This window comes from Pseudomonas sp. NFPP25, assembly GCF_900116505.1.
Lineage (GTDB): Bacteria > Pseudomonadota > Gammaproteobacteria > Pseudomonadales > Pseudomonadaceae > Aquipseudomonas > Aquipseudomonas protegens.
In genome coordinates this window covers 701,342-719,901 of sequence record NZ_FPBG01000002.1, presented here as the reverse complement: position 1 = coordinate 719,901, position 18,560 = coordinate 701,342, and the positions used below count along the sequence as shown (strand labels likewise).

16 protein-coding genes are annotated in these 18,560 nt (G+C 61.2%); 4 read left to right on the top strand and 12 right to left on the bottom strand.

Annotated features, from left to right (window positions below; genetic code table 11):
* Positions 1–63 precede the first annotated feature (63 nt).
* The gene (locus BM382_RS10335) at positions 64–1,395 is read right to left on the bottom strand and encodes a dicarboxylate/amino acid:cation symporter (protein ID WP_011062730.1); all 1,332 of its coding nucleotides are present in this window, start codon (positions 1,393–1,395) and stop codon (positions 64–66) included.
* 333 nt (positions 1,396–1,728) lie between these two features.
* Between BM382_RS10335 and BM382_RS10330 the strand changes: the two genes are divergently transcribed.
* Positions 1,729–2,727, top strand: a complete 999-nt coding sequence (locus BM382_RS10330; RefSeq protein WP_019094597.1) for an AraC family transcriptional regulator — start codon at positions 1,729–1,731, stop codon at positions 2,725–2,727.
* Between the two features lie 5 nt (positions 2,728–2,732).
* On the opposite strand, the gene BM382_RS10325 is transcribed toward BM382_RS10330, so the two are convergent.
* The 3 genes from BM382_RS10325 to BM382_RS10315 form a co-directional block, all read right to left on the bottom strand.
* Entirely contained in the window at positions 2,733–4,079 is a 1,347-nt protein-coding gene (locus tag BM382_RS10325; protein WP_011062732.1) for an ATP-binding protein, read from the bottom strand.
* Positions 4,076–4,753, bottom strand: coding sequence for a response regulator (locus BM382_RS10320; protein ID WP_011062733.1), 678 nt, complete (start codon positions 4,751–4,753; stop codon positions 4,076–4,078). Before BM382_RS10320 ends, BM382_RS10325 begins: the two co-directional genes overlap by 4 nt.
* 119 nt (positions 4,754–4,872) lie before the next feature.
* A complete protein-coding gene (locus BM382_RS10315; protein WP_015636661.1) occupies positions 4,873–5,475 on the bottom strand; it encodes an outer membrane beta-barrel protein in 603 nt (200 codons plus the stop codon).
* Positions 5,476–5,620: 145 nt separating this feature from the next.
* Between BM382_RS10315 and BM382_RS10310 the strand changes: the two genes are divergently transcribed.
* On the top strand, positions 5,621–6,412 hold the full coding sequence (locus BM382_RS10310; RefSeq protein ID WP_072442775.1) for a dienelactone hydrolase family protein: 792 nt from the start codon (positions 5,621–5,623) through the stop codon (positions 6,410–6,412).
* A gap of 93 nt (positions 6,413–6,505) precedes the next feature.
* A complete protein-coding gene (locus BM382_RS10305) occupies positions 6,506–7,231 on the top strand; it encodes a 4'-phosphopantetheinyl transferase family protein (RefSeq protein ID WP_072442773.1) in 726 nt (241 codons plus the stop codon).
* A 13-nt stretch (positions 7,232–7,244) separates the two neighbouring features.
* Here BM382_RS10305 and BM382_RS10300 read toward each other — a convergent pair whose 3' ends face one another.
* Both BM382_RS10300 and BM382_RS10295 read right to left on the bottom strand, forming a co-directional pair.
* The gene (locus BM382_RS10300; protein ID WP_011062737.1) at positions 7,245–8,855 is read right to left on the bottom strand and encodes an ATP-binding protein; all 1,611 of its coding nucleotides are present in this window, start codon (positions 8,853–8,855) and stop codon (positions 7,245–7,247) included.
* A complete protein-coding gene (locus BM382_RS10295) occupies positions 8,852–9,574 on the bottom strand; it encodes a response regulator (protein WP_011062738.1) in 723 nt (240 codons plus the stop codon). The genes BM382_RS10300 and BM382_RS10295 overlap by 4 nt, the downstream gene beginning before the upstream one ends.
* Positions 9,575–10,360: 786 nt before the next feature.
* Here BM382_RS10295 and BM382_RS10290 point away from each other — a divergent pair.
* The gene (locus BM382_RS10290) at positions 10,361–13,252 is read left to right on the top strand and encodes a ribonucleoside-diphosphate reductase subunit alpha (RefSeq protein WP_011062739.1); all 2,892 of its coding nucleotides are present in this window, start codon (positions 10,361–10,363) and stop codon (positions 13,250–13,252) included.
* Positions 13,253–13,516: 264 nt separating this feature from the next.
* On the opposite strand, the gene flgE is transcribed toward BM382_RS10290, so the two are convergent.
* The 6 genes from flgE to BM382_RS10260 form a co-directional block, all read right to left on the bottom strand.
* Positions 13,517–14,860 carry a flagellar hook protein FlgE gene (gene flgE, locus BM382_RS10285; protein WP_011062740.1) on the bottom strand — a complete coding sequence of 448 codons (1,344 nt, stop codon included), beginning with the start codon at positions 14,858–14,860 and terminating at the stop codon, positions 13,517–13,519.
* Positions 14,861–14,889: 29 nt separating this feature from the next.
* Positions 14,890–15,618: a flagellar hook assembly protein FlgD gene (gene flgD, locus BM382_RS10280; protein WP_011062741.1), complete on the bottom strand. Its 729-nt coding sequence runs from the start codon at positions 15,616–15,618 to the stop codon at positions 14,890–14,892.
* 15 nt (positions 15,619–15,633) lie between these two features.
* Complete coding sequence (gene flgC, locus BM382_RS10275; protein WP_011062742.1) at positions 15,634–16,077, bottom strand: flagellar basal body rod protein FlgC; 444 nt, start codon at positions 16,075–16,077, stop codon at positions 15,634–15,636.
* Positions 16,078–16,080: 3 nt separating this feature from the next.
* Positions 16,081–16,488 (bottom strand): flagellar basal body rod protein FlgB, encoded by a 408-nt coding sequence (gene flgB / locus BM382_RS10270; protein ID WP_011062743.1) that lies wholly within the window; start codon positions 16,486–16,488, stop codon positions 16,081–16,083.
* 251 nt (positions 16,489–16,739) lie between these two features.
* Complete coding sequence (cheR, locus tag BM382_RS10265; protein WP_011062744.1) at positions 16,740–17,567, bottom strand: protein-glutamate O-methyltransferase CheR; 828 nt, start codon at positions 17,565–17,567, stop codon at positions 16,740–16,742.
* A gap of 43 nt (positions 17,568–17,610) precedes the next feature.
* Positions 17,611–18,543, bottom strand: a complete 933-nt coding sequence (locus tag BM382_RS10260; RefSeq protein ID WP_011062745.1) for a chemotaxis protein CheV — start codon at positions 18,541–18,543, stop codon at positions 17,611–17,613.
* Positions 18,544–18,560 lie beyond the last annotated feature (17 nt).

Sequence of the window (18,560 nt, the reverse complement as noted above, 5' to 3'; positions counted from 1 at the left end):
GTTGCGCTCAATCGCCAGGCAATAAAAAACCCGCCGAAGCGGGTTCTTTATATAGCTCAAGGCTTACTTGATGCTCGGTGCCGGGCCTTCGGCCACACCCAGGTCATCGGTTTCACGGGTGTCGGTAATCGGCCGGCCACCGGAAGCCAGCTCGGATTGCAGCTTGTCTTCGTCCAGCTCCTTGACCCACTTGGCAACCACTACGGTAGCCACGGCGTTGCCCACCAGGTTGGTCAGGGCGCGAGCTTCGGACATGAAGCGGTCGATACCCAGGATCAGCGCCAGGCCGGCCACCGGCAGGTGACCCACGGCCGACAGGGTCGCGGCCAGGACGATGAAGCCACTGCCCGTCACACCGGCAGCGCCTTTGGAAGACAGCAGCAGCACCAGCAGCAGGGTGATCTGGTGAGTGATGTCCATGTGGGTATCAGTGGCCTGGGCAATGAACACCGCAGCCATGGTCAGGTAGATCGAAGTACCGTCGAGGTTGAACGAATAACCAGTAGGGATCACCAGGCCGACCACCGACTTCTTGGCGCCCAGGCGTTCCATCTTGATCAGCATGCGCGGCAGGGCCGATTCCGAGGAGGAAGTCCCCAGCACGATCAGCAGTTCTTCACGGATGTAGCGGATCAGCTTGATCACGCTGAAGCCGTGGGCGCGGCAGATTGCCCCCAGGACCACCAGCACGAACACCACGCAGGTGATGTAGAAGCAGATCATCAGTTGGCCCAGTTGCACCAGGGAACCCACACCGTAGGCACCGATGGTGAACGCCATGGCGCCCAGCGCACCCAGGGGCGCGAGCTTCATGATCATGTTGATGATGTTGAACATCACATGGGCGAAACGGTCGATGAAATCCAGCACCGGCTTGCCGTAGGCGCCCAGGCGATGCAGGGCGAAACCGAACACCACGGAGAACATCAGCACCTGCAGGATATCGCCATTGGCGAAGGCGCCGACGATGGTGGCCGGGATGATGTTGAGGATGAAGCCGACGATGCTCTGGTCATTACCGGCAGTCACGTAGGCTGCAACTTTCGAGGCGTCCAGGGTCGAAGCGTCGATGTGCATGCCGGCCCCCGGCTGCACCACGTTGACCACGATCAGGCCGATCAGCAGGGCGATGGTGGAGACGATTTCGAAGTACAGCAGCGCATAGCCGCCGGTCTTGCCCACCGACTTCATGTTCTGCATGCCGGCGATACCACTCACCACGGTACAGAAAATGATCGGAGCGATGACCATCTTGATCAGTTTGATGAAGCCGTCACCCAGGGGCTTGAGAGCCACGCCGGTCTGAGGGTAGAAGTGGCCGAGCAGGATGCCGATGGCGATGGCAACGATCACCTGGAAATACAGGGATTTGTACAGTGGCTGACGAGTCGTCATTGCAAGTTTCCTCAAGAGCCCCGGCATGCACTTTCCGTCGATGCATGCGGTGCCTAAAGTGCGAACCCTCCTGCGCTGGAGGGATTTGTTGTGTCGAGCTGCGTGCTGGCAGATCTTCCGGCTCTATCGCAAAGCCCGTGCCACCTTGTGAAAAAGCCTTGCAGGCCTTTAGACATCAGGGGTGCGGGCTGATCCTTGCATCCGTTGCGCAGGCTGAAGCTGGCGGATTTCCGCCCACTCACCCTCTCTCGTCCTACAATTTGGCGGATATCCGCCTTGTTCCCTTCCTGGGGGCTGGCTAAGATCCGCCACTCAATGGACGGACCTGCCTGCATGCGCGAACGCACCATCGCCAGCCACTTTGCCCGTGCCGCCTTGGGCGGAGCACGCCGGCACGGCTATGACTACGCGCCCCTGCTGCATCAGTTGGGCATCAGCCCCGAACTGCTGAACCAACCCAAGGCCCGTATCGCCCCCGAGCAATTCACCCGTCTATTGCAGCAACTGTGGCTGGAGCTGGATGACGAGTACCTCGGGTTCGGCCATGGCCCCAGCAAGCGCGGGACCTTCGCCATGATGTGCCACGCGCTGATCCACTGCCGTACCTTGGAAAAAGCACTCAATCGCGGCTTATTATTTTATAGCCTGTTTCCGGAAGCCCCGCGTCTGAGTCTGACGCGTGAAGGAGAAATGGCCCGGCTGAGCCTGGATGATTCCGAGCTATGGGATCCCGAGCACTTTCTCAGCGAGAGCCTGCTGGTGATCTGGCATCGCCTCGGCAGTTGGTTGATCGGCCAGCGCATCCGCCTGGAGCAGGCCTGCTTCAGCTACCCCAAGCCCGATCACGGCGCGGAATACGACCTGCTTTTCCCTTGCCCGCTGCAGTTCACCCGGGAACGCAGCAGCCTGCTGTTCCACAGTCGCTACCTGGGCATGCCGCTGCTGCAGGACGAACGCACCCTCAAGCACTTTCTCGAACGCTCTCCCGCCGACCTGTTGTCGCGCCCGGATGAAGGCGACAGCCTCAGCAGCCAGCTGCGCCGCCTGCTCAGTCGCGACCGCGAGCACTGGCCCGACCTGGAAAGCGTCGCCCAGCACCTGCACGTCAGCCCGCAGACCCTGCGCCGGCATCTGCGCGAAGAAGGTTCGAGCTTTCAGGAGCTGAAGGATGAGCTGCGCCGCGACATTGCCATCTACCACCTCGGCCGGGCCGACCTGTCATTGCAACAGATCGCCGAACAACTGGGCTTTTCCGAGCCCTCGGCCTTTCACCGGGCGTTCAAGAAATGGACCGGCCTGACCCCGGGCGCCTACCGCGCCCGGGAACAGTAGCCCCCCTACAGGGCCGGAAAGTGAATCCGGAAGGCCGCCCCCCCCAGGGCCGAATCCCCCAGGGTCAGTTGCGCGCCGTAGCTCTCGATGATGTCCTTGACCACCGCCAGGCCGATGCCCTGTCCCGGGTGCTGGCGATCCAGGCGCTCACCGCGCTGCAGAATCCGCGCCCGCTGATCGGGTGGCACGCCGGGGCCGTCGTCTTCCACACACAACTCGGAGCCTTCCAGGGTCTCGCGCACGCTGATGCGCACTGAGCTCAGGCACAGGCGATAAGCGTTCTCCAACAGGTTGCCGAGCAACTCCAGCAAAGCGCCGTGCTCGATCGGCAGGTAGCAGCGTTCCGGCAAGTCGAAGGACACCCGTACCTGCTTGTCGCGATAGACCTTGTCCAGGGTGTCGCAGAGGCTTTGCAGCACCGGCCGCAGCCGCACCTGGTGGCGCACAAGACCGCTCTTGCGCAGGCTGGCGCGCTGCAACTGGTAACTGATCTGCTGGCTCATGCGCTCGATCTGCGCCTGCAGCACCCAGGCCTGCTCACGATCCTGGGGCCGTTGCGCCATGTCCTCGCTCACGCCCTGCAACACCGTCAACGGGGTTTTCAGGCTGTGGGCCAGGTCATCCAGGGAGTCACGATAGCGGCTGCGCTGCTCACGCTCGCTTTGCAGCAGGCGGTTCAACGAGCCCGTCAGGCGCAACAGCTCGCGCGGGTGCTCCTCACTGAGGCTCTGGCGGGTGCCGCTTTCGATCTGGTCCAGCTCCTGGCTCAAGCGTCGCAAGGCTTGCAAACCCCAGGTCAGGCCGAGCCAGAGCAGTGCCAGGAGCACCAGCAAGGCCGCGCCGAACCCCAGGTAGAGGTTTTCCCGAACGCCTTCCAGGGTTTGCTGGTACTCACGCACCGGCTGCAGCGCGACGATACTGAAGGCCGCGCTCTTGCCCCCCAGCAGCTTGATCTCGACGTCGTAGACAAAGAACTCCTGGCCGTTGGCTTCACGGATCCTGGCGAACTCATTGCCACGCCCGTCGTACCGCGGCCGGTAGTTGATGTTCTCTTCCTGGGTCGCCCGCGAGCGCCAGACCAGGTGCCCTTCGCGATCGTAGATGTAGCCCAGCAGGCGGCTGTCGGCGAGGTTGAAGCGCTCGTCGGGCAATTGCGCCGGCATCTGCAGGCGGTTGTTCTCGATCCGCGCCGCACTGATCAGGGTGGTGACATCAGAAGCCAGGCGCTGCTCGATAGAGTCCTGCAACGCCAGGCTGAACGCCCCCTGCATGGCTGGCAGCAGGGCCAGCATGAACAGCACCGCCAGGGTCGTGGCGGCCAGCATCAGGCGCAGGCGCAGCGATCGAATCATCGGCAACGCTCGTTGAACAGGTAGCCCAGGCCACGCACCGTATCGATCGGCTTGAAGCCCGACGGCCCCTCAAGCTTGCGCCGCAAGCGGCCCACCAGCACTTCGATGACATTCGGATCGCGCTCGTCGTCGTCCGGGTACAACTGCTCCATGAGCCGGTCCTTGGCCACCACTTGCTGATGATGACGCATCAGGTATTCGAGAATCCGGTACTCATAGGCCGTCAGGGCCAGGGGCTGCTCATCCAGGGAGGCCTGCTTGCGATTCAGGTCCAGCAGCAGCGGCCCGGCAATGATGGTGGACTGGGTGAAGCCACTGGAGCGCCGCAGCAGCGCATTCAGGCGCGCATCCAGCTCTTCGAACTGGAATGGCTTGACCACATAGTCGTCCGCACCGGCCGCCAGGCCCTCGACCTTGTCCTGCCAGTTGCCACGGGCCGTGAGGATGAGGATCGGGAACGTCTTGCCACGGTTGCGCAACTGGCGGATCAGGTCCAGCCCGCCCATGCCGGGCAGGCCCAGGTCGATCACCGCCAGATCGTGGTTGAACTGCTCGGTCTGATACAGCGCCTCCTCGGCGTTGGCCACGGACTCGACGACATGACCGCTGTCGGTGAGGCGGGTTTGCAAATGATGACGCAACAGCGCCTCATCTTCGACGACCAGCAACTTCATAACGCTCTCCCAGGCAAAATTCGACATCTCCAGGGGCGCCCCTGCGCCCTGATGATTAATGCGCCAACGCCGGACCGTGCCCAAGGCACGATCCGGCGCGGTCCAGGCCAGGCCGCTTATCAGAAAGCGTAGTTGGCCGACAGGTAGGTCTGGGCGCTGCTGGTAAGGCTCAGCGAACCCTGCTTGCTGCCACCGCGCTCGCTCATCTCGGTCCCGGCATTGCTGCGCAGGTAACGGTAGCCGAGCTCCACCGAGGTGTTCTGTGAAACCTGTTGCAGGACGCCGGCCTGTACGCCCACCGCGTAACCAATGTCGCTGTCACGGCTGAAGCCCGGAGACTCCTGAGTCAGCTTGGTCAGGCCGGCCGTACCGCCGCCAAAGAGTTTGGTGCTGCTGGTCACCGGCAGGAACATATCGTAGCTGCCCAGCAGGTTCTGCTGGCGCAGTTTAATGCCGTTGTGGGAGCCAGACACATAATCGTAGGTAGCGTAGTAGCGACCCTGGTCATTCTGTTGACCGGCGCGTATGCCCCAGGTGTTGTCCTTGCCGATCACGCCATCGGCGTTCGGGTGGCCCAGGTTGCTGTTGAGCTGGCTGGACTTGTTGATCTTGTCGCTGGTCTGGCCAAAGGACAACCCAACGAAGTTGCTGTCAGCGGCTTGGGCAGCGGCGCTGGCGCCGAAGACGGTAAAGGCCAGGAACAGTTTTTTCAATGAAGTCATAGGAAGTTTCCTTTGCGCTATTGGCTTTTTGGGTACGGGGCTAGAGTAAACAGCCCGCCCTGAACTCCCCCTGAACACACCCTTAACCTCGCCTGAACCAGATCGACTAGGCTGTGCTGACACCTTTTCAACCGGAGTTCCCCTCATGCGCATGCTCGTCGCATTGGTCCTGTTAACCCTCGGCAGCCTCAGCCAGGCCGCCATCAAGACTCAGGAAATTCCCTATCGCAGCACCGACGGCACTCAGTTGATCGGCTACTACGCCTACGACGACGCCCTACAGGGCCCGCGCCCGGGCATCGTGGTGGTGCATGAATGGTGGGGCCTCAACGACTACGCCAAGCGCCGGGCCCGGGACCTTGCCGCCCTTGGCTACAGTGCCCTGGCCATCGACATGTACGGCCAGGGCAAGCACACCGAACACCCGGCGGACGCCATGGCCTTCATGCAGGCCGCGCTGAAGGACAGTGCCGCTGCCAGTGCACGTTTCAACGCCGGCCTTGAGCTGTTGAAACAGCAACCGCAGACCGATCCGCAGAAACTCGCCGCCATCGGCTACTGCTTTGGCGGCAAGATTGTCCTGGACGCCGCGCGCCAGGGCCTGCCCCTGGCCGGCGTGGTGAGTTTCCACGGTGCCCTGGCCACCGCCACACCGGCTACCCCCGGCAGCGTCAAGGCCAAGATCCTGGTGGAACATGGGGCCCAGGACAGCATGGTGACGGCGGACAACGTCACCACCTTCAAGGCGGAAATGGACAAGGCCGGCGCCGACTACCGCTTCGTCAGCCTGGAGGGAGCCAAGCATGGCTTCAGCAATCCCGATGCCGACCGCCTGAGCCATGGCGAACACGGCGGGCCGGACATCGGCTACAACAAGGCCGCCGATGAGCGTTCCTGGGCCGACATGCAGGCATTCTTCAAAAAACTGTTTGGCTAGCCGCCGTACCTGGGTTGCCGTCAGTGCGCTGCGGCAACCCTTTGCGCTTCACCCGACTACCCTCAAACGCAGCAACCCGGCACACTAGCGGCCATGAATGCTCTCCCCCCCCTCCCCGCTTGCTGCACCCCTCTGGACGCTGCCTGGCCGCTGCCGAACGTCCTGCCCCAAGCCCTCTGGCTAAGTACCCGGTTCGATCCCGGGCAACTTGCCGCGGATGATTTTCAGCGCAGCGGCATTGAGGCACCGCCGAGCATCCAGCGTTCGGTGGCCAAGCGTCAGGCCGAATTTCTCGCTGGACGCCTGTGTGCCCGAGCCGCCTTGCAGCAACTGCAACGACTGGACTGGGTACCGCCCATTGGCGATGACCGAGCGCCGATCTGGCCCCAACACATCTGCGGTTCGATCACCCACAGCAGCGGACGCGCCGCGGCCATCGTCGCCGACAAGCAACACTGGCGTGGCCTGGGAATGGACCTGGAACACCTGCTCAGTGCAGAACGTGCGGCCAAACTGGCGGAGCAGATCCTGACCCCGGCCGAACTGCAGCGCCGCGACCAGTTGCCGGCCGAGCTGCATGCACTGGCGGTAACCCTGACCTTCTCGATCAAGGAAAGCCTGTTCAAGGCCCTGTACCCGCTGGTGCACAAACGCTTCTATTTCGAACACGCCGAAGTCCTGGAATGGTCTGCCGAAGGGCCGGTGCGGATGCGCCTGCTGACCGATCTGTCCGGGGAATGGCAGCACGGCCGCGAACTGCAAGGGCAGTTCGCCGTGCAAGATGATCATCTGCTGAGCCTGGTGGCCATCAAGGCCTGAACCGGGGCCGCCCTCAGCGGGGTTCCTGATGCCGTGGCCAGCTCAGGCTGAAGCAGGCACCGCCCAGGTTCTTGCTCTTGCTGATCAGGGCGCGGCCCTCGTGCCAATGGATGATCCGCCGCACAATCGACAGCCCCAGCCCATGCCCGCCGGAAGCCCGGGTGCGGCTGTCATCCAGGCGCAGGAATGGCGTGAAGATCTTTTCCCAGGCATGTTCCGGTACGCCGGGACCGTCATCTTCCACATCCACCCGGCAGCGCAACTGCCCTACCTGATAGCTGACCGTCACCTGGGACTCGGCATGACGCATGGCGTTGCCCACCAGGTTCTGCAAGGCCCGGTGCAGGTAGCGCGGCTCGGCCTCGACCCACGCACCGTCACACTCGGCGGCAGACAGGCACAGGCCACGCCGGACCTTGAGATTGGCCCGCAACGGCGCCAGTTCGCTGATCACCTGGTTGATCAGCGCATCCAGGTCGATACGCTGGAAATTCAGGGCCGGTGAGCCCTGCTCCAGACGGGCGTAGGTCAGCATTTCGTCCACCAGCCGGTCGAGGTCCTGAATGTCGTTGTCCATGCCGTCCAGGTACTTCTGCCGGGCCTGATCGGTGCTCGCCGAAGCAATCATCTCCAGGCCGAAACGCAGCCGCGCCACGGGTGTGCGCAACTCATGGGACACCGCACGTACCAGCTCGCGCTGAATCGCCAGCAGGCGCTGCAAGTGCTCGGCCATGCCATTGAAGGCCGCCGCCAGGCGCCCCACCGAGTCCGCGCCACGGGCCGGCACGCGGGTCTCCAGGCTGCCCTTGGCGATGCGCGTGGCCGCCGACTCCAGGCCGCTGAGGCGCCGCTCCAGCTGGCGCACCAATAGATAGACGATCAGGCCGATCAGGCTCAGGCCCAGCACGGCAATCAGCACCAGCCATTGCGGCGGATAGGGATTCATCTGATACAGCGGGCCGATCTCCAGCACCCAGGGCGTGCCCACCAGGCCGGCGAAGACCCGGATCGAATCGCCACCCTTGCCCAGGGCCATCACCGTGTCGCCCTCGGCCACCCGGCGCCGCTGATCCTCGTCCATGTCGGCGGCGTCCAGAGTCGACAACTGCATATCGAAGCCAAACCCCTTGGCTTCCTTGAGTGCAGCCAGGCGCTGGGGTTGCTCTGCCACCGGATAACGCACCAGCTCATCCGCCAGCAGGTAGATAGTGGCCCGGGCCAACTGCTCGCTGATCTGCTGGACCTCGGCACTGAGCAGCAGCTGTTCCTTCTCGCTGACCAGGCGATAGACCCGGGCGGCGAAGGGGCCGGTCTGCTCCACCAGCGCCTGGCCGCGCAGCACCCGACCGCGCTGGCTACTGTCCAGGTCGGTCTGGCTGAAGGTCTTGAGACTCAGGGGAATGCCCAGCAAGCGCTCCCACACCGCCAGCGCCCGGCGACGCTCGATCTCGCTCATCGGCTGCAGGTTGTCCGCCATCAGCGAAAAAGTGCCGTGGGCCAGCCGCTCGCGGTACTGCTCGCTGCGCACCTGGTTCAACAGATGCAGGGCCAGGACCCCAAGCAACGCCACGAGGATCAGCGCGGCGCACATACCGCCGTAGATCCGCAGGAAGATCGAGTTCACGAGCGCATGTCGGCGGCGGCTTCGGGGACGAACAGGTAACCCTTGCTGCGAATGGTCTTGATCAGCCGCGGGTGCTCCGGATCGTCACCGATCTTCGGGCGGATGCGCGAGATCCGAACATCGATGGAGCGGTCCTGGCCGTCATAGCCGATGCCGCGCAGGGCGGTGAAGATTTCTTCCCGGGACAGGATCCGCCCGGCATTGGCCACCAGCAGCCACAGCAGGTCGAACTCGGCACTGGTCAATTCGATCCCGGCATCGCTCAGCCAGGCCTCGCGCAGGGCATTGTCCACCACCAGCGGGCCGAACTGCAGGCGGCGGGTTTTCTCCACCGCCGGCTCCGGCGCTTCGCTACGGCGCAGCAGGGCCTGGATGCGTGCCAGCAGCAACCGCGGGCGCACCGGCTTGCAGACATAGTCGTCGGCACCCAGGTCCAGGCCCATGATCTGGTCCATGTCATCGGTACGGGCGGTGAGCATGAGGATCACTCCGTCATAACGATCCCGAACCTTGCGGCAGATGCTCAGGCCGTCTTCACCGGGCAGCATCAGGTCGAGGATCACCAGATCCGGCTGCTCGGCAATGATCCTGGCCGCGGCCCGGGCACCGTTGCCCTCGATCGCCACCTGCAGGCCATTGCTTTCGAGATATTCACGGGTCAACTCAGCCAGACGCTGGTCATCCTCGACAATCAGTACCTGCCAGGCTTCCTGTTCCACGCACGACCTCTTCTTGTTCTATTGCCAGTCCACCTTGAGCAGGAAAGCCCCCGTCTTTCTGTCATGAAAAAGGCGGATAACACGCTCTGGGAAAGGTGGCTGGTTTGCCATGGGAAAGGCCGGGAAACCCCAGCCGATCGCTGCCGATTGTAGCAACCGGCACAGGCGCCGACACAAGCGGCTAAAACGACTCGGTCAGGGCGTTTTTTTGTGATAGGGTTCGCGCCCGCAAAAATCCGCCCAAGGCAATTTTCGACGGTAAAAAACAGTGACAAACGGTTCCATCCACTGGGACTGCGGGCTGCGTGAGTTTTACCCAGTCCATACACAATTTACGCACAACCTTATCCACAGGCAGTACGTTGCAATCAGCCCCCCAAACGCATTATCTTGTAGCCCGGCGGCTAAAAATCCCTATATCTAGGGTTTTGCGCAAAAAACCAAACACAATTCAGCCAAGAAACTCAAGCCCTTTTCTTGCCCCGTTTGGTGGAACCAATCGCTGTTTCAGAAGACCAAGACCGCGCGTGCGGATGGCATCGTTTTCCACCCTGTCCAGGAGAAAGCGGTACGGGTGTTGCAGCAACAAGACTGTCACCCACCAGGAATAAGGTGCCGAGCCCCGGCTCGGCACCCATGACTTCGGCATGGAAGCGGCGCCTATAGCCCCCTTCCTGAACTGTCCCGAAGTCGTTATGCCCGGCCTCTGCCGGCTGTAGTGCTTCAGGACGGAACGGTGGGCACCCAAACGGTGCCCAAACAAACATAGAGAACGTGGAGACACCCATGCAAACCGACACAACTCGCGAGAACTCGCAGGCCAATGCGCCGCAGGCCGCCGATTCCACTCAGGATCTGTCTGCTACCGCACCTGGCCAATTGCGCGTGATCAAGCGTAACGGCACTGTCGTTCCTTATACCGATGACAAGATCACCGTCGCGATCACCAAAGCGTTCCTCGCAGTTGAAGGCGGCACCGCCGCTGCCTCGTCGCGAATCCACGACACCGTGGCGCGCCTGACCGAACAGGTCACCGCAACCTTCAAGCGTCGCATGCCTTCGGGCGGCACCATCCACATCGAAGAGATCCAGGACCAGGTCGAACTGGCCCTGATGCGCGCCGGCGAGCAGAAAGTCGCCCGCGACTACGTGATCTACCGTGACTCCCGCGCCAAGGAACGGGCTACCCGCTCCACCAGCGAAGAGCCGGTACAAGCCCACCCTTCGATCCGCATCACCCGCACCGATGGCAGCTTCGCGCCCCTGGACATGGGCCGCCTGAACACCATCGTCAGCGAAGCCTGCGAAGGCCTGGAAGAAGTCGACGGCGACCTGATCCAGCGCGAAACCCTGAAGAACCTCTACGACGGCGTGGCACTCAAAGACGTCAACACCGCCCTGGTGATGACTGCCCGCACCCTGGTCGAGCGCGAGCCGAACTACTCGTTCGTGACTGCCCGCCTGCTGATGGACACCCTGCGTGCCGAAGGCCTGGGCTTCCTCGAAGTAGCCGAAAGCGCCACCCACCACGAAATGGCCGAGCTGTACGCCAAGGCGCTGCCGGCTTACGTCGCCAAGGGTATCGAGTTCGAATTGCTGAACCCGGTACTGGCCGAGTTCGATCTGGAAAAACTCGGCAAGGCGATCAACCACGAGCGCGACCAGCAGTTCACCTACCTGGGCCTGCAGACCCTGTACGACCGCTACTTCATCCACAAGGATGGCGTGCGTTTCGAACTGCCACAGATCTTCTTCATGCGCGTGGCCATGGGCCTGGCAATCGAAGAGAAACAGCGTGAAGACCGCGCCATCGAGTTCTACAACCTGTTGTCGTCCTTCGACTACATGGCTTCGACCCCGACCCTGTTCAACGCCGGCACCCTGCGTCCACAGCTGTCGAGCTGCTACCTGACCACCGTTCCGGACGATCTGTCGGGCATCTACGGCGCCATCCACGACAACGCCATGCTGTCGAAATTCGCCGGCGGCCTGGGCAACGACTGGACTCCGGTACGCGCACTGGGCTCCTACATCAAGGGCACCAACGGCAAGTCCCAGGGCGTCGTGCCCTTCCTGAAAGTGGTCAACGACACCGCGGTAGCCGTGAACCAGGGTGGCAAGCGCAAGGGCGCTGTCTGTGCCTACCTGGAAACCTGGCACATGGACATCGAAGAGTTCATCGAGCTGCGCAAGAACACCGGTGATGACCGCCGTCGTACCCACGACATGAACACCGCCAACTGGATCCCCGACCTGTTCATGAAGCGCGTCTTCGACGACGGCAAGTGGACCCTGTTCTCGCCATCGGAAGTGCCTGATCTGCACGACCTGACCGGCAAGGCCTTCGAAGAGCGCTACGAGTACTACGAAGCCCTGACCGAGTACAACAAGATCAAGCTGTTCAAGACCGTCCAGGCCAAAGACCTGTGGCGCAAGATGCTGTCCATGCTCTTCGAGACCGGCCACCCATGGCTGACCTTCAAGGACCCGTGCAACCTGCGCAGCCCGCAGCAGCACGTGGGCGTGGTCCACAGCTCGAACCTGTGCACCGAGATCACCCTGAACACCAACAAGGACGAAATCGCAGTCTGCAACCTGGGCTCGATCAACCTGCCGAACCACATCGTCGACGGCAAGCTGGATACCGCCAAGCTGCAACGCACCGTGAACACTGCCGTGCGCATGCTCGACAACGTGATCGACATCAACTACTACTCGGTGCCGCAAGCGAAGAACTCCAACTTCAAGCACCGTCCGGTCGGCCTGGGCATCATGGGCTTCCAGGATGCGCTGTACCTGCAGCACATCGCCTACGGTTCCGACGCAGCCGTCGAGTTCGCCGACAAGTCCATGGAAGCGGTCAGCTACTACGCAATCCAGGCTTCCTGCGACCTGGCCGACGAGCGCGGCGCCTACGAGACCTTCCAGGGTTCGCTGTGGTCCAAGGGCATCCTGCCGCTGGATTCGCAACAGATCCTGATCGAAGCCCGTGGCCAGAAGTACATCGATGTGGACCTCAACGAATCCCTGGACTGGGCACCGGTTCGCGCCCGTGTACAGAAAGGCATTCGTAACTCCAACATCATGGCCATCGCACCGACCGCCACCATCGCCAACATCACCGGCGTGTCGCAGTCGATCGAACCGACCTATCAGAACCTCTATGTGAAATCCAACCTGTCGGGCGAATTCACCGTGATCAACCCGTACCTGGTTCGCGACCTGAAGGCTCGCGGTCTGTGGGACTCGGTCATGATCAACGACCTGAAGTACTACGACGGTTCGGTACAGCAGATCGAGCGCATCCCGCAGGAGCTCAAGGAGCTCTACGCGACTGCCTTCGAAGTGGAAACCAAGTGGATCGTCGACGCCGCCAGCCGTCGCCAGAAGTGGATCGACCAGGCTCAGTCGCTGAACCTGTACATCGCCGGCGCTTCGGGCAAGAAGCTGGACGTGACCTACCGCATGGCTTGGTACCGTGGCCTGAAAACCACCTACTACCTCCGCGCCCTGGCCGCCACCAGCACCGAGAAGTCCACAATCAACACCGGCAAGCTGAACGCTGTTTCCAGCGGCGGCAACCACGGTGACGACTCGGTCCTCGCGGCTCCAGCCGGTCCAGCTCCTGTACCTAAGGCTTGCGCCATCGACGAGCCGGATTGCGAAGCTTGCCAATAAGCTGAGCCGACAGGTGCCTGCGGGCACCTGCCCCAACCCCCGATAGACCTCCGGTTTATCGGGGGTTTTCTTTTGCCCGCAACAAAGCTGCAGGAGCCTGCCTGCCAGCGAAGAGGCCCGAAGCCTTGCACTGCACCGAGAGCGCCTTCGCTGGCAAGCCAGCCCCTGCGGCAGCGGTTCTTGCAGAGCGAACAGCACTATCGAACAGGCACAAAAAAGCCCCTCGAGGAGGGGCTTTTCGTAAAGCGTTTCAGCCAACCAGCATCAGGTCATCTGGATGATGGTCTGCATGATGGTGCTCTGGGTGGAGATGGTCTTGGCGTTCGCCTGATAGTTGCTCTGGGCCTTGATCAGGTTTACCAGTTCGTTGGTCAGGTTGACGTTGGACTCTTCCAGGGAGTTGGACTGAATCGCTCCCAGGGTGCCGGTCTTCGGTGCGTCATAACCAGGAATACCGGACGAGTAGGTCTCTTTCCACTGAGTGCCACCTACCGGCTGCAGGCCCTGCTCGTTGGTGAAGCTGGCCAGTGAGATCTGACCGATCGGCTTGGTCTGCTCGTTGCTGAAGTTGGCCAGCATCACACCGGTGCCATCGATGGTCAGGCTGCTGATCTGGCCAGTGGAGTAGCCGTTCTGCGCGATCACCGAGCGGGTGCTTTCGCCAAACACCGAACCGGTTTTGGTCATGTCGATGCTGACACCGTTAGGTGCAGGCTTGGCGCCATTGGGAGTGAACACGCCGTTAGTGACGGTACCCGGGGTCCAGGCCGCAGCCGACATGACAATGCTGTTACCGGTAATGGTATACGGCGTGGTCCCAGGCGCAGCTGGCGGGGTCATGCTGCTGAGCTTGCCCGACGAGTCGAACTTCATGGTGATCGGCGACTGGTTGGCCATGGTGAATGCAGTACCGTCCGGGTTGCGACCATCAATCAGCGTGTAGGTTTGCCACTCATTGGCGTTCGGCGTCTTGATCATGTACTGATCCATGACGTGCTTGTTGCCCTGGGTGTCATACACAGGCGTGCTGAACTGCTTGGTGTAGGTGGTGTTGTCGGTCGGATTGAACACATAGGCCGGAGTGGTCGCACCCACATCGATCGGCGTCGAATCGGAGTTCAGGTTGATCGTCGAGGAGATCGAGTCGGTTGGCTTTGGCGCCAGGTTCGAAGTATCGATCCGCAGGTCGGTCAGCACACCGTTGATGATCTTGCCGTTGGCATCGACCGCATAACCTTGCAGGCGGGCAGTGCCGTCACTGTTGGTGATGTAGCCTTCCTTGTCGGTCTTGAAGGTACCGGCACGGGTGTAGGTCAGGGAGCCGTTGGTGCTCAGCACGAAGAAGCCCTGGCCCTGGATGCCCATGTCCAGCACATTACCGGTGTTGTTGATATCACCGTTGGTGAACTGCTGGGAAACGTTGGCCAGGCGCACACCGTTACCAATCACCTGGGTGCCGCTGCCCAGCTTGGTGGCCGAATAGACGTCGGCGAACTCCGCACGGGAGGATTTGAAGCCGGTGGTAGCGACGTTGGCGATGTTGTTGCCGGTAACGTCCAGCTGTTTGTTGGCAGCGTAGAGACCGCTAAGGCCGATATTGAAAGACATATTCCACTCCTTGTGCCGGTTAGTCGGCTCTAGATACCAATGGTTTGTACTTTGGACAGGGCAATCGGGCTGCTCATGCCGGCGAGGTTCAACATCAACTCGCCGCCGGTCTGGCTGATGGTCACGCTATTGACCGTGGCCGGCAGGTAGGTGATCAGATCAGTGCCCTTGCCATCGATGGTGGTGCTGGCCTTGAAGGTGTAGTTGCCCGGATCCGCCTTGGTGCCGTCAGTCTTGGTGCCATCCCAGACAAAGCTGGCGTTGCCGGCCTTCTGGCTGCCCATGTCGATGGTCTTGACGGTATTGCCGTCCTTGTCGGTGACGGTCACGGTGACCGAGTTCACGCTGGATGGCACGGTGACCGAGCCGGTCATGCTCTTGCTGGTGTCGACCTGGGTGGTACCGGTCTGCACGATGACCGAGCGCCCCACCAGGGACGAAGCCTGCAAGGCCTGGGAAGACTTGTAGTTACCCGTGATCGCATTCACCGAGGAGTTGAGGGTGGTGATGCCTTCCAGGGTGGAGAACTGCGCCAACTGCGCAACGAACGCACTGTTGTCCTGCGGATCCAGCGGGTTCTGGTTGTTCAGCTGGGTTACCAGCAGCTTGAGGAATGCGTCCTTGCCCAGGCTCTGTTTGCCGGTGGCGCTGTTGGTCGCCGCGGCCAGGCCGTCGGCGCTGGTATTGCTCGTCGTTTTCGACGAATTCGCCAGGATATCCTTGAGGGATGGGGCGTTGGTGGTATCAGTAACGCTCATGGTCTTCGCCCCTTATCACTGACCCAGGGTCAGGACCTTCTGCATCATGGTTTTGGCGGTGTTCATCATTTCAGCGTTGGTCTGGAACGAACGGCTGGCAGAAATCATGTCGGCCATTTCTTCCACCACGTTGACGTTGGGGTAGTAGACATAACCCTTGGCATCAGCGGCGGGATGGTTCGGCTCGTAACGAGCTTCGAGGTTGCTCTGGTCTTCGACCACACCCAGTACCTGCACGCCCTGGCCGGCAGCGTCCTGGTTCTGGAACAGCGAGTCGCTGCCGCCGCTTTGCGCACCCTGGAACATGGTGGCAAACACCGGGTGACGAGCGCGGTAGGTCTGGTCGATGCTCGACGAGACGCTCTCGGCGTTGGCGATGTTACTGGCGACGGTGTTCAGACGGGTGGTCTGGGCGCTCATGCCACTACCGGCAATATTGAAAACACTGGCGAGGGACATGGATTACTCTCCGCGCAGGGCTGCTACCAGCCCTTTGAATTTGCTGTTAAGCAGCGTGAAGCTGGCCTGGAAATCCACCGAGTTCTGCGCGTAGCTCGATTGCTCCAGCTGGGCGTCCACGGTGTTCTGGTCGATCGAAGGTTGCATCGGGGTGCGATACAGCAGCGATTCATCACCACTGCTCAAGCCCTGGGCTTCGATATGCCGGTTGTTGGTCATGTTCAACGCGAAGGTACCGTTCTGGGCCTTCTGATTCTGCTCGGCAAGCACGGCAGAGAAGTCCAGGTCCCGAGCCTTGTAGTTCGGGGTATCGGCGTTGGCGATGTTGTTGGCCAGAACTTCGGCACGCTTGGCGCGAAAGCCAAGGGCCTGTTCGTGGATACCGAGCGCTTTATCGAAGCTGATGCTCATGGCGGAAACCTTTGGGTGACCTGATTTTTCGTAACTCGGATATAGCAAGCTGCGTGCCAAGTCATCAAACCCCGTATTTCAAGGGTTTGCCGGCGACGGCAAGGCGGCAATGCCAGAAAAGCGGCAATGGATTTCCGCGAAACACCGGCAAAGCGGCAACCACCCTGCCGCTTTCAGCCGGCGCGCCAGATAATTGCAGGCACAAAAAAGGAGGCCCAATGGCCTCCTTTTTCGGTACGACGATCTGCTGGCTACTTGGCCTGGTAGATGATGCCCGGACTGCATTGCACCATCTGATAATGATCCGGCAGCCCATTGAGGGCTTCGGAAGCCCCCAGGAACAGGTAGCCGCCAGGCTTCAGGGTGCTGTGAATGCGCATCAGGATGTCCTTCTTGACCTCCGCCGAGAAGTAGATCAACACATTGCGACAGAACACGATGTCGAACTTGCCGAGACTGGCGTAGCTGTCCAGCAGGTTGAACGAGCGAAACTCCACCCGGCTCTTGATCGGCGCCTTGACCACCCAGCGCCCCGGCCCCTTGGGGTCGAAGTAACGCTGCAGGCGCTCGGCCGACAGGCCACGCCCAATTGCCAGGCTGTCATATTCACCGGTCTTGCAGTTGTTGAGCATGGTCCCGGACAGATCAGTGGCAACGATCTGCACCCCCATCTTCAACTGCCCCATGTTGCTACGCTCGAACTCATCGATGGACATCGACAGCGAGTAGGGCTCCTGCCCCGACGAACAGGCCGCAGACCAGATGCGCAAGCGCTGGTTGGGACTGGCCTTGATGGCTTCGGGAAGCACCTTGTTCTTCAACACCTCGAATGGGTAGGTGTCGCGAAACCACAAGGTTTCGTTGGTCGTCATGGCATCCACGACCATCTCGCGCAAACCACTACGGGGCTGGGTCTGAATCCGCTGGACCAGCTCACCCAAGGTTTTTATCCCTTGCTGCTCCATCAGTTTGTTGAGACGGCTCGAGACTAGATATTGCTTATTTTCCCCGAGCAAAATACCACAGGCTTTTTCCAGGAAGACCCGGAACTGTTCAAAATCCAAATTACCCGTAGACAATGCTGCCGCCTCTTAAATCTTATGTCCGCCAGGGCGAGTGCCCTTAGCTGTGATCTGCTGCTTTGATCCGGTCGACTACCCGGGATGCCAGGTCATCAGGGCGGAACTTGGCAAGGAAGTCATCAGCACCGACCTTCTTCACCATCGCCTGATTGAACACCCCTGACAACGAAGTATGCAGGATGATATGCAGCTTTTGCATGCGTGGATCATTACGTATCTCGGCCGTGAGGGTGTAACCGTCCATTTCGGGCATTTCGATGTCGGAAATCATCATGAGGAATTCCTCTTCCGGCTTCTTGCCCTCGTCCACCAGCTTGCGCAAGTAATCCAGCGCTTGCCGGCCATCATTCAATGCCACTACCTCGACACCTACGGTTTGCAGGCAACGGGTGACCTGCTTGCGTGCCACCGACGAGTCATCGACGGTCAGCACCCGCAGGGAAACAGCCTTGTGCTGGGTTTCGACATCCACCACTCCTGCCGAGATCGCCTCCGAGGTCGGCGCGACTTCCGCCAGGATCTTCTCCACGTCGATGATTTCCACCAACTGGTTGTCCACCCGAGTGACCGCCGTCAGGTAGTGATCGCGTCCGGTCCCCTTGGGCGGCGGATGGATCTCTTCCCAGTTCATGTTGACGATGCGCTCCACCGAGCGCACCAGGAAACCCTGGGTCTTGGTGTTGTACTCAGTGATGATGACGAACGGATTGCTCTGGTCCTGCAGGCCACCAGAACCCGTGGCCATTGCCAGATCCAGGATCGGAATGGTTGCCCCTCGTATATTCGCGACACCGCACACCACAGGACTGGATTTGGGCATCAGGGTCAGCTTAGGGCATTGCAGCACCTCGCGAACCTTGAATACGTTGATCCCGTAGAGCTGCCCACCGTCCAGACGGAACAGCAACAACTCTAGTCGATTCTGCCCAACCAATTGCGTGCGCTGGTTCACCGAATCCATTACACCAGCCATGCCCAGACTCCCCAAAG

Coding starts and splice junctions, on each gene's coding strand:
- BM382_RS10335 (WP_011062730.1), bottom strand. CDS start 1,395: ATGACGACTCGTCAGCCACTGTACAAATCCCTGTATTTCCAGGTGATC.
- BM382_RS10330 (WP_019094597.1), top strand. CDS start 1,729: ATGCGCGAACGCACCATCGCCAGCCACTTTGCCCGTGCCGCCTTGGGC.
- BM382_RS10325 (WP_011062732.1), bottom strand. CDS start 4,079: ATGATTCGATCGCTGCGCCTGCGCCTGATGCTGGCCGCCACGACCCTG.
- BM382_RS10320 (WP_011062733.1), bottom strand. CDS start 4,753: ATGAAGTTGCTGGTCGTCGAAGATGAGGCGCTGTTGCGTCATCATTTG.
- BM382_RS10315 (WP_015636661.1), bottom strand. CDS start 5,475: ATGACTTCATTGAAAAAACTGTTCCTGGCCTTTACCGTCTTCGGCGCC.
- BM382_RS10310 (WP_072442775.1), top strand. CDS start 5,621: ATGCGCATGCTCGTCGCATTGGTCCTGTTAACCCTCGGCAGCCTCAGC.
- BM382_RS10305 (WP_072442773.1), top strand. CDS start 6,506: ATGAATGCTCTCCCCCCCCTCCCCGCTTGCTGCACCCCTCTGGACGCT.
- BM382_RS10290 (WP_011062739.1), top strand. CDS start 10,361: ATGCAAACCGACACAACTCGCGAGAACTCGCAGGCCAATGCGCCGCAG.
- flgE (WP_011062740.1), bottom strand. CDS start 14,860: ATGTCTTTCAATATCGGCCTTAGCGGTCTCTACGCTGCCAACAAACAG.
- flgD (WP_011062741.1), bottom strand. CDS start 15,618: ATGAGCGTTACTGATACCACCAACGCCCCATCCCTCAAGGATATCCTG.
- flgC (WP_011062742.1), bottom strand. CDS start 16,077: ATGTCCCTCGCCAGTGTTTTCAATATTGCCGGTAGTGGCATGAGCGCC.
- flgB (WP_011062743.1), bottom strand. CDS start 16,488: ATGAGCATCAGCTTCGATAAAGCGCTCGGTATCCACGAACAGGCCCTT.
- BM382_RS10260 (WP_011062745.1), bottom strand. CDS start 18,543: ATGGCTGGTGTAATGGATTCGGTGAACCAGCGCACGCAATTGGTTGGG.